This is a genomic window from Rhodoplanes sp. SY1 (assembly GCF_046000175.1).
Classification (GTDB): domain Bacteria; phylum Pseudomonadota; class Alphaproteobacteria; order Rhizobiales; family Xanthobacteraceae; genus Rhodoplanes.
The window spans coordinates 1-10,385 of the sequence record NZ_JBEOMB010000126.1; the positions used below are offsets into that span (position 1 = coordinate 1).

Here is a 10,385-nt window from a genome sequence, read left to right on the forward strand (position 1 = left end):
AAACGCGATAGCCCTGCGTCATAACGGGCATGCGGCCGCAATTGACAGATAAACGAGTGGACATAACGAAGGCCGTGTAGACGGTGGTCGCCATTCGGTTCCGGAGCTGACATTGTTACGAACCCCAACTATCGATGTTGGCTCAGAAGCGTTACGCATCCGCCCTGCGGGTGTAGCCCGGGGCTACCGTCCTACGGCTCCGAAGGAAGTGCGAGTTGCTTGCTAACCGACATTGCCCGAAATGGCAAGTTGAGACCCCGTGGCCCGCAGTTATGCGACTTCAGCCGTTCCATTCAAGAAGTTTGCGTCTGACGCGCTGAAGCACAGATCGCAGAACTCGGCGGGGTGAAAGGCCCGCAAGGCGAGCTTTGAGTGTGGAGCTTGGAACAGATCGCCTATCCTTGAGCTCGGCAAGGCACCTGAGGTCGGCCTCCATCGCCGCCAGTCTCCCGCGCAGATTGTCTGTTTCGGCCCGCGCGTGGCGGAGGTTCTCTCTGTCGTCCAACAGCCCTTTGATCCGCTCCTCGTACCATGCGCCCCAAAACACTTGATTGCGGACTGGCTCGGAATGATTGAATACCCGCCCCATAAAGGCAACCACTTTCTCCTCGGTCGGGGCGCGGACGAGGTTGTCAGGAGTGAATACCGGCTCGGCCAGCATTCGGCTGTAGGCATCGTCATCGCTGTCGAGACGTCGCACCTCGGCCACGACTTCGTCGAGCGAGGAGAAGGAGTGGACGTTGATGAAGCGGCGTGGGTTGAAGTCGAGATCCACCTCCTCGTTTCCCCAGTAAATCGGCACCGTATGTGAGAACAGCGCGTCCGTCATCTTCTCGGTCGTGTAACCGCGCACTGCGGAGTTTTCGGCAACGATGGAGAACTTATAGCGAGCCTGGGTGCGCAGCTTTGCATCGTTCCAACCCTCCGTGGCAGTAGGCGTTTCGATCGGCTCAGCGTTGTTGAGGTGTCGACCGTGTGAGTGAACGGGGCGGTACGCGTTCAGCGCTTCAAAAAGCGCCCCCCGCATTGGATGAGGATGCAAGTTCGAGTAGATGTAATTACAGAACCGGTCCGGCGCGACGCCCCGGCTGGTCGAACGGTTTGCGGTCCTGAGCTCGTGATAATTGTCGAAGAAAAAGTAGTTGGGCAACCGCATGTAGCGATCAAAAATCATGTTTGCGTAACCAAAGGCAAAATCACAGAGATTAAAATCGGGGATGATGCTCTCTTCTGACTGGAAGATACGAATAGCATTTCGATGCTTCAGGAAATCAAATCCCGGATAAATTGAAAATACCACAAACTGCGCATCGTCTTCGTCGATGACGACGTTGAAATGCGCCTTGAGTATCTTCAGTAGCGCCGGATGGATGAACCGGTCCGTATCGGTGAAGGCCAGTTTAATCGGCTGCATGACGTCCTCTCGGGGCAGGCGGCTTGACGCCTAGGTGCGCCGGAAGAAGCCTCACCCACCGCTCTAAGTGTCGAACAGCCGGGTGACCGCCCATCGAATTCGAAATGGCCTACCCCAGGGTCCAATTTTGAGCCCGCGAGCTCACGGAGCGACACGGCATATCGCGAGCCCTTCCTTCGATAGACGTACGAATCGATACCGATCAGCTTGCAGGTATCGATCAGCGAAGCGACGAAACCCCAATACTCGACACCGCCGTGGCGCCGATCACGGTATTACCGAGTACGAGAGCATGCGGTTTGGGTAATTGGAGCGCTGTATATCAGTCGATATTCCGCCCGCCTCCGGCGAGGAAGTCGGCATAGGCGGCGGCCAAGCCGTCACGAAGAGAGAGCTTCGGCTGCCAACCGAGTGCCGTCAGACGGCTGACGTCGAGCAGCTTCTGAGGCGCACCGTCCGGTCGCGATGTGTCGAATTGGATAAGGTTAGTGTAGCCAACGACGTCGGCCACGATGTGGGCGAACTCGCCGATCGTGACGTCCTGCCCGGTTCCGACATTCAGGAAGCCGATGTCGGAATAGTGCTTCATCAGGAACACGCAGGCGTCGGCGAGATCGTCGACCGCAAGGAATTCGCGGCGCGGGCTGCCGGTGCCCCATACAACCACTTGCGGCTCGTTCGTCAGCTTGGCTTCATGGAAACGGCGGATCAACGCGGCCGGAACATGGCTGTTTTGGCGATGATAGTTGTCGCCGGGGCCGTACAAATTCGTCGGCATCACGGAGATAAAATCGGCGCCGTACTGACGGCGAAAAGATTCACAAAGCTTAATGCCCGCGATCTTGGCGACCGCATAGGGCTCGTTAGTCGGCTCAAGCTGCCCCGTAAGCAGCGCCTCCTCGCGCATAGGTTGCGAAGCATGCTTCGGATAGATGCACGAGGAGCCCAGGTAAAGGAGCTTCTCGACCCCGTTCGTATGAGCGGACTGTACGACATTTGCGACAATCTGGAGATTCTCGAGAATAAACTGAGCCGGATAGGTCGCGTTAGCGTGAATGCCGCCGACGCGTCCAGCCGCCAGGAAAACAGCATGGGGGCGGTGCTTAGCTACGAACTCCTCGACCTCGAACTGTCGTGTCAAATCTAGGGTTTCGCGGTCCGCGGTAACGATCTCGCAAGCTTCCGAAGCCAGGCGACGGACGATCGCACTACCGACCATACCTTTGTGGCCAACGACAAAGACCCGTTTGCCGCGCAAATCGAACAGCAGCGGTGACGACATAAGAGCTCCTTGAAGCCCGAGTGCGGGCAGAGGCATCGAGTCCGGAAAATGCGGGCTGTCCCATAAATGCCGATTTCCAGCAATGCCGTTCGTGTTTAGCATCAAGGCAAGCCTCCTGCCAAGAGCCCGAGATCGTTGGACCGGCGCAGTTCAGCTGAACCGGTGGCGGGAGTCGTTTCGCGCAAGAATAGAAATAGTGATCGTCTCAATTTGTTCAGCATGAGGCTTCAACTTAGCAATGACGTAGAAGAGCCGAGGGACTCGGAGTAGTCTCAGAGCCCGTTTGGAAACTGAAGTGGCGGTGCGACAGCGGCCGTGATTCAGGTTGTCCCAATGGATACCACTCCATCGAACCCGATGGCCGACATTGAAGGCCAACGTTACCCGAGGGACTTGGCGGACGATCAGTGGTGGCGGGTCGCGCCGCTTCTCCGGAAGTCGGGCGCGAATCGGCCTGCCACAGCGCCTCGATCTTCGGGCGTAGCCGCCCAGTGCGCGTCTTGCCCTTAGCGAACACCGGCACCGGCGCGTTGTCGGCATGGATGCGCGGCCGCCGCGAACACGTGGGGGCGAAGCGCCTCGACAAGCGGCATCATCGTCGCCGCCGAGGCGCCGAGCCCTCCGGGAGGCCCGAGTGCGACCTCATTGAGGCCGGATCGAGCGAAGCCGCGGGCGTCGAGAGCCCTGTGGGAGAAGTGTCGGAAGAATGCGGGTCATCGAAATCTGGATGACGGTTGCGGTTCGGCAACGGAGGGGCGATTGGTCGACGCGACCGACGATCCGACGCACTGGGATGCTGCGGTCAGTATTGTTGCGACCGCAATCTCGCCGAGTGGTCGCAACGCGGACGACGGCGGATCGCGCGGGATCGCGATTGGCAGTTCCGGGCCAGCACGTGAGCGGTGCGTCGAAGTCCTTCGGGTTCATGGTCATGACGTGCCGCAGCAGAACGGCCGAGGGTAGCAAGGCGAGCGTGGCACGACGGCAACACGCCGCATGAGGCCGCCGCAGTCCGGACAGGCCGGGAGGGCGTCGGATGATCGCGATCACCGCCTGCGGAATCGACGCGGGCGTCGGCTCCACAGTCGTGTCGCTGGCGGCGATCAGGCGACGGCACCGAGCGAAATTGTCGCGGCGGTCTGCATTGGCTAGGAAGCCGTAGTGGCGAATGCGATGGAAGAAGTCCGGCAGGGCGTGGAGGAGAAAGCGGCCGACGCACGAAGGCGCGAGGATCGGCCAGCACCGCCAGGGTTCCGGAAAACCGCAGGGTGCCGGCGGCGAAGGCGTGGCGGAGTTCGTCGAGGAAACGCCGTCGGAAGCTACGGGCGAGGACCCGGACAGGAAGGAAGGAGCTTGAGCGGAAGAGGGTGCCGTAAACGACGGCCTTGTTGTGGAAGCCGATCTCGGCGATCTGCGGCGGTACCGTGAAGACCACGCGGGAGTAAGGGACGGGCAGCAGCCTGGCGCTCCTCGAGCCAGGCATGCCGCGCACCGCCCTGGCACTTCGGACAGTAACGATTGCGGCACGAGTTGTAGGCGATCCGTATCGTGCCACAGGCGTCGCAATGCTCTACATGGCCGCCCAGCGAGGTCCGGCAGGCCGTGATCGCGCTCATGACACGCCGCTCGTCGGCCCCGAGATGGCCGGCGTGAGCGAGCCGGAACGCCTCACCGTGACGACGGAAGACGTCCGCCACCTCCGACTGCCGCGGACATCCCGGCCGCTCAGCCGGGCGGCACGACCTCAAGATGCAGCCCGTCCAGCGGGCTCGGGGTGGCGCTGATGGTCCGAGTGGCGACCCGGGTGTAACGCACCGTGCTCTGCAGGCTAGGGTCCGTACTCAATTCGCTTGCGGCGCGGAGCGTTGACTGATTCAGGGGCTCCGGGGGGCACGGAGCCCTTGATGAGCAAGCAGCTTTACTGGCTGAGCGATTCCGAGTGGGCGCGGATCGAGCCCTACCTGCCGCGTGGCCGGCGTGGGGCTCCAGCATCCGGAACACGGTCGAGAACGTGTCGTGCGACGGGATGCCGTGCGCCAGGCCGAGCATCTTCTCGAAGAACGTCGACTTCGCCCGACCGAAATCGGCCATCTCGACGCAGCTCTTCGCGCCGCACAGCACCGCGACGAACGCGATGAACAGGATCTCGACGAGGTCGTGGCGCGCGTTGCTGGCCCGCGGGTCCGGAACTTGCGCGAACGACGTGATGAACAGCTCCACGGTGACCTCCCTGACCGCTCGGGAGATCCTCCAAGAATCCATAACTCGCTGAATCGCAATCCCGATTCGGCGCTACGTCAAACGCGATTCCCCTGGGTTCGCCACCAGATGGACATGGAACGCATGGACGTCGTTCAGGCCCAGGTCATCGGGCGACAGGCCAAAATGCAGACTGAACTTCGACACCGCGCTCAGATACGATGTAAGCGGCGCCGGCGACAGATTGCAGACCGTCATGTCCTCGATCATTCGTGCTGCGCCAAACGCGTCACCCGGACCAGATCGCCGGCCTTTACAGAGAGCGTTCGTTGGTCCCCCATCGTTCGCAAGGCAGAATGCCGTCGAAGCGCCTTCTAAAAGGACAACGGGTTGTATATTCATCACAACGTTCCAGGGATCGAGGCTTACATGATGTCCTTGTCAGCCTTCACCCCGTACTTGCAGCGCATTGCTCGCAATCCACACACGACGCCAGACGTGAGCGCCGCGGCGCTCCCTGGGGCGGCCGTCGGTGCGGTCGAAGCCACGGCGATCTGCCCTCTTCGTTTGGTCTATTTAGCCACGGAAGACTGGTACTTTCTGCTCCACCGGCTACCGATGGCCCGCGCCGCGAAAGCGGCCGGCTACGACGTGCACGTGATCACGCGGATCAATCGGGAGCAGGATCGAAAGGCGATCGAGGCGGAGGGTTTCGTCGTCCATCCAGCCGATCTCGCCCGCGGCAGCCGCCGGCCTGATCGCCTGCTCGCCGCGGCGCGCCGGGTGCGGGCGCTCTACCTCGCCATCCGCCCCGATCTCGTGCATCACGTTGCCCTGCAGGGGGCCGTCGTCGGCGCGCTCGCCGGGACCGGACTGCGGCTGCCGACCGTCAACGGGCTGACCGGCCTCGGCACGCTGTTCACGTCCGACGCCGGCGTCGTGTCCCGTCTGGTCCGCGCTGCGCTGCCCGCCCTGCTCGACCGCGCCTGCTCCCTCACGACCGTCGAGAACCGCGACGATCGTGTGCTGCTCGCCGCCGCCGGCGTCTCGCCGGCGCGGATCGTGGCGTTCCCGGGCTCGGGCGTCGACACGGACCGGCTGACGCCGCTGCCGGAGCCGGAGGGCCCGCCGACATTCGCCTATGTGGGCCGAATGCTGGACGACAAAGGCGTCCGCACGCTGATGAGCGCGTGGCGCTCGCTGCACGCGGCCGGGCAGGCGCCGCACCTGCTGCTCGCCGGAACGCCCGATCCGTCGAACTCCACCTCGATCCCCGAGGCCGAGCTGCGCGCCTTCGCGCAGCTCCCCGGTGTGACCTGGCTGGGCCATGTGTCGGACATTCGCGCCGTGTGGGCCGCCGCGCATGTCGCGGTGCTGCCGTCGCGCCGCGAGGGCCTTCCCGTGAGCCTGCTCGAGGCCGCCGCCTGCGGCCGCCCGTTGCTCGCGACCGACGTGCCGGGCTGTCGCGAGGTGGCCCGGGCCGGCGTCAACGCGCTGCTGGTTCCGGCCGACGATCCGGCGGCGCTCGCCGCCGCCGTCCAGCGCCTCGCCGCGGATCCGGATCTGAGGCGGACGCTCGCCGCGCAGAGCCGGCCGCTCGTCGAGGCGCAGTTCTCGGCCGCGATCGTCGGTCGGGAGATCGTCGCACTCTACGAGCGCGTCGGCGGTCTCAGGCGGCCTCGCCCCTGAAATCCGGGATGGCGTCGCGCAGGATTTTCAGCACCTCGTCCTGAGCGCCGTCCGTCCCGCGCGCGAGGGCGCGTTCGAGGGCGCCGAGCCGCGCCTTCATCACGTCGAGCGAGGCGAACACCGGCTTCGCCGCCATCACGCCCGGAACGCCGATCTCGAGCGTGGGCTCGCCGCGCGCGAACAGGATCTCGTTCAGCCGCTCGCCCGGCCGGATGCCGGTGAACTCGATCGACACGTCGCGCCCCGGTTCGAGCCCGCTCAACCTGATCATTCGCTCGGCGAGATCGACGATGCGGATCGGCTGGCCCATGTTGAGCACGTAGATCGACACTTCCGAGCGATCCGGCCCGAGCGCGTGGCTCGACGCCGTGAGGACGAGATCGCAGGCCTCCCGGATCGTCATGAAGTAGCGCACCATGTCGGGATGCGTCACCGTCACCGGGCCGCCCATCTCGATCTGCGCCTTGAACTTCGGGATCACCGAGCCGTTCGAGGCGAGCACGTTGCCGAAGCGGACCGCGATCAGCCGGGTCGGGCGCCGCTCGGCCCCGCTCGCGCGACGCACCAGCTCGGCATCGAGCGCCTGACAATACATCTCGGCGAAGCGCTTGGTCGCACCGAGCACCGACACCGGCTCGACCGCCTTGTCGGTCGAGATCATCACCATGCCGCGGGCGCCGACCCGCACGGCCGCATCGGCGACGTTGACCGAGCCGATCACGTTGGTCTTCACGCCCTCGTCCCAGTCGCGCTCCAGGATTGGCACGTGCTTGAGCGCCGCGGCGTGGAACACCAGGTCGGGCTTGAAATCGGCGAACAGCCGGTCGATCCGCGTGCGGTCCCGAATGTCGGCGATGCGGCCCTCGATGCTGGCTTCGCTGCCCTTGGCGCGGAGCGCGTCCATCACGTCGTGCAGCCCGAGCTCCGAGCTCTCGATCACCAGGAGCCGCGCGGCCCCGAATCTGATCACGCGATGGCACACCTCGGAGCCGATCGAGCCGCCACCACCCGTCACCACCACGGCCGCGCCTTCGACGAAGCGCTCAAGCTGAAGATTGTCGATCCCCACGCTCGGCCGCAGCAGCAGGTCTTCGACGGCGACGGGCGCGAGCCGCAGCACCTGCCCGCCCTCCTCCAGCGACGGCAGCCGATGCGTCGCGATCCCGAGGCGGCGCGCCGTCGTCAGCACGGTCTCCACGCCGGTGCCGGACTCGAAGGCCGACGACGTAAGCACCAGCCGCCGCAGCTCTATTCCACGCCCGACGAGATAATCGTTCGCCTGCGCGAGGTCGGCGAAAGTCCCCAGCACCCGCACCCCGCGCACCATCTGGCCCTGGTCGGCCTGCGACGGCGACAGGATGCCGACCGGCGCGAGCTGGTGCACCGCGCCGCTCTCGATCGAGCGCAGCAGGACCTCGGTGTCGGCCGCCCGGCCGAGGATCAGCGTCGCGACCGAGTTGCCCTGCGCCCGGGTCCGGAGCCGGGTCCGGCTCAGCCGGAACCAACGATAGGCGATCCGCGGCCCGCCGAGAAAGAAAATCTGGAGAACGAAATAGAGCGCGATGGTGATCTTGCCGAAGAAGAAGCTGCCGAAGAAGTACGACGCGACCAGGACGTAGTCGAGGACCAGCAGCGACAGCGACAGGACCGCCGACGAGCGGACGATGTTGACGAGATCGGGGAGCGAGGCGAACCGCCACTTCGACCGGTACAGGTCGAAGAACCAGTACACGCCGCTCGCATAGACGAAGAAGACGGGCAGGACCACGGCGAGCAGCGACACCCGATCCTCCAGCCCCGAATCCTCGAAGCGCGCATACAGGCTCAGCAGCAGCGCCGCGACCGTCGCCACGACGTCGTGCCCGATGATGCAGTACCGTCGCCAGTTGAACCGAACCGGAATACCCATTCGCCGCCTGTCGTCCCGCGTCGCAACCAGACTAGTAGAGCAAGCCTCTGCCCGGCTCAACTGCGAGACATCCGGCCTCGGCGATCGACGCGCCGGATCGTACCGGGGACGCCGCGACCGCTCGATGGACATTCATCCGTCGCCTCGCTAGTTCTGCCTCGGGCCGGCGGTCCGCCCCCGCATGGCTCGGCACGACCGCGGGTCTCCGGGCCGGGCCGTGGGCAGGAATGGAACCGGCGATGCCGCACTGGCACACTTCGATCGTCCGGGGCTGGCCGCGGGGCTCGGTCTCGCGGCCACCGCGGTCCTGACCGCCGGTCTAATCCGTGTGCTATTTCCGCTGCTCCAGCGCTACGCCCTCGCGCGGCCGAACGCCCGCTCCTCGCACACGATCCCGACCCCTCAGGGCGGCGGCATCGCGGTCGTCCCGACGACGCTCCTGGTCGCGGCCGGCGCCGCGACCAGGAGCGGCGTCGCGCCCTGGCCGGAAGAACAGCTGCTGGTTGTCGTCACCGAGACCGCGATGCTCGCCGTGGTCGGGCTGATCGACGACATCCGTCCAATCCCGCCAGGACCGCGGCTCCTGCTCCAGGCCGTGGCCGTCGCCGCCGTGATGGCGACGCTGCCCGGCCCGGTCGACCTCCTGCCCGCGATTCCCGACACGGTCGAGCGCGCCGCGCTCGGGATCGGCCTTTTGTGGTTCGTCAACCTCGTGAACTTCTTGGACTGGATCGACTGTATGACGGTCGCGAACGTCGTTCCGATCACGGCCGGGCTCCTGGTGCTCGCGCAGCTCGGGGCGATGCCGCCGCTCGGCGGGATGGTCGCGCTCGCGCTGCTCGGGGCGACGCTCGGCTTCGCACCGTTCAACAAGCCGGTCGCGCGCCTGTTTCTCGGCGACGTCGTCAGCCTGCCGATCGGCCTGCTGATCGGCAGGCTCCTGATCACGCTCGCTACCAGCGGGCACGTCGCCGCCGCTCTCCTGCTGCCGCTCTTTTACGTGACGGATGCGACCCTCACCTTGCTGCGCCGGCTCGCTCGCGGCGAGCGGGTGTGGGAGACGCACAAGACGCATTTCTATTAGCGCTCCGAGACGGGCGGGATAAGCGTCCGCCAGGTGATCGGCCGGGTGTTCGCGACCAACACGGCACTGGTCGTCGCCGCCGTGATCACGGTCGTCGCCGACCAGACTGCCGTCAGCCTCGCCGCGTGCGCCGTCGGCGCGGCCGCGGTCGCGGCCCTGCTCGTCGATCTCGCCGGATCGCAGCGCGCGGCGACGACCTCGCAGCCGCCCTGCTGATGCGCACCCTGGTCACCGGGGCGTCGGGATTCGTCGGCCGCGGCTTGGTTCCGGCGCTCGTGCGCGCTGGACACGAGGTCCGCGCGTCGGCACGGGATGCGGCGACGGTCGCGTCCGGGATCGCATGCGCACCGAGTCCCACGATCGAGCCGGTCCGGCTGCCCGATCTCGCCGGAGACGTCGACTGGGCGCCGCCGCTCGACGGCACGGATGCGGTCGTGCATCTCGCCGGCATTGCCCATCGCAGCGGCGTCGATGTGGGCGATTACGACCGGGTGATCCGGCACGCGACCGCCGCGCTGGCGCAAGCCTGCGCCGCACGCCGCCTCCCGCTCGTCTTCGTCTCGTCGATCGGCGCCCAGGCCGGCTCGGCCGCCGACCATGTCGTGCGCGAGACCGACCCGCCGCGGCCGGTCACCGCCTATGGATCAAGGCCGTCGCTGGCCAGGACAAGACCCGGTTCAGAGGCGTCCCCCGCGTCGGCTTCGCCTTCACGCTGGCCGCCGCGGCCTATGATCTCGTGCGCCTCCCCAAACTCCTGGTGCCGGCATGACCAAGCCGAACACGGAGGGACTGAAGGGCAAGTGGCGCA

Annotated in this window: 6 protein-coding genes and 5 pseudogenes; 5 read left to right on the forward strand and 6 right to left on the reverse strand. The window is 65.6% G+C overall.

Annotated elements, in window-relative coordinates; translation table 11 throughout:
• Positions 1-280 precede the first annotated feature (280 nt).
• The 5 genes and pseudogenes from ABTU92_RS24690 to ABTU92_RS24710 form a co-directional block, all read right to left on the reverse strand.
• A complete protein-coding gene (locus ABTU92_RS24690; protein ID WP_408094266.1) occupies positions 281-1,414 on the reverse strand; it encodes a glycosyltransferase family 10 domain-containing protein in 1,134 nt (377 codons plus the stop codon).
• 322 nt (positions 1,415-1,736) lie between these two features.
• Complete coding sequence (locus ABTU92_RS24695; RefSeq protein WP_408094267.1) at positions 1,737-2,696, reverse strand: GDP-L-fucose synthase family protein; 960 nt, start codon at positions 2,694-2,696, stop codon at positions 1,737-1,739.
• Positions 2,697-3,625: 929 nt separating this feature from the next.
• A pseudogene (locus tag ABTU92_RS24700) lies at positions 3,626-4,444 on the reverse strand (transposase zinc-binding domain-containing protein).
• A 208-nt stretch (positions 4,445-4,652) separates the two neighbouring features.
• Positions 4,653-4,916: pseudogene (locus ABTU92_RS24705) on the reverse strand (transposase family protein); the annotation flags it as partial.
• Between the two features lie 99 nt (positions 4,917-5,015).
• Positions 5,016-5,165 (reverse strand): annotated as a pseudogene (locus ABTU92_RS24710) (integrase); the annotation flags it as partial.
• Positions 5,166-5,327: 162 nt separating this feature from the next.
• On the opposite strand from ABTU92_RS24710, the gene ABTU92_RS24715 reads away from it, so the two are divergent.
• Positions 5,328-6,584, forward strand: coding sequence for a glycosyltransferase family 4 protein (locus ABTU92_RS24715; RefSeq protein ID WP_408094271.1), 1,257 nt, complete (start codon positions 5,328-5,330; stop codon positions 6,582-6,584).
• Here the strand turns inward: ABTU92_RS24715 and ABTU92_RS24720 are convergent.
• Positions 6,565-8,493, reverse strand: a complete 1,929-nt coding sequence (locus ABTU92_RS24720) for a polysaccharide biosynthesis protein (RefSeq protein WP_408094268.1) — start codon at positions 8,491-8,493, stop codon at positions 6,565-6,567. The two genes, ABTU92_RS24715 and ABTU92_RS24720, sit on opposite strands and share 20 nt — an antisense overlap.
• A 328-nt stretch (positions 8,494-8,821) precedes the next feature.
• Here ABTU92_RS24720 and ABTU92_RS24725 point away from each other — a divergent pair, with 328 nt between their 5' ends.
• From ABTU92_RS24725 to ABTU92_RS24740, 4 genes and pseudogenes are all read left to right on the forward strand, one after another.
• Positions 8,822-9,577 (forward strand): glycosyl transferase, encoded by a 756-nt coding sequence (locus ABTU92_RS24725; protein ID WP_408094269.1) that lies wholly within the window; start codon positions 8,822-8,824, stop codon positions 9,575-9,577.
• A 33-nt stretch (positions 9,578-9,610) separates the two neighbouring features.
• A complete protein-coding gene (locus tag ABTU92_RS24730) occupies positions 9,611-9,793 on the forward strand; it encodes a hypothetical protein (RefSeq protein WP_408094270.1) in 183 nt (60 codons plus the stop codon).
• Positions 9,793-10,161 (forward strand): annotated as a pseudogene (locus ABTU92_RS24735) (NAD-dependent epimerase/dehydratase family protein); the annotation flags it as partial. The gene ABTU92_RS24730 and the pseudogene ABTU92_RS24735, both read left to right, overlap by 1 nt.
• A 56-nt stretch (positions 10,162-10,217) precedes the next feature.
• Positions 10,218-10,346, forward strand: a pseudogene (locus tag ABTU92_RS24740) (IS5/IS1182 family transposase); the annotation flags it as partial.
• Between the last annotated feature and the right edge of the window lie 39 nt (positions 10,347-10,385).

Excerpts from the sequence above, each read along its gene's own strand:
- ABTU92_RS24690 (WP_408094266.1), bottom strand. The coding sequence starts at position 1,414 with ATGCAGCCGATTAAACTGGCCTTCACCGATACGGACCGGTTCATCCAT.
- ABTU92_RS24695 (WP_408094267.1), bottom strand. The coding sequence starts at position 2,696 with ATGTCGTCACCGCTGCTGTTCGATTTGCGCGGCAAACGGGTCTTTGTC.
- ABTU92_RS24715 (WP_408094271.1), top strand. The coding sequence starts at position 5,328 with ATGTCCTTGTCAGCCTTCACCCCGTACTTGCAGCGCATTGCTCGCAAT.
- ABTU92_RS24720 (WP_408094268.1), bottom strand. The coding sequence starts at position 8,493 with ATGGGTATTCCGGTTCGGTTCAACTGGCGACGGTACTGCATCATCGGG.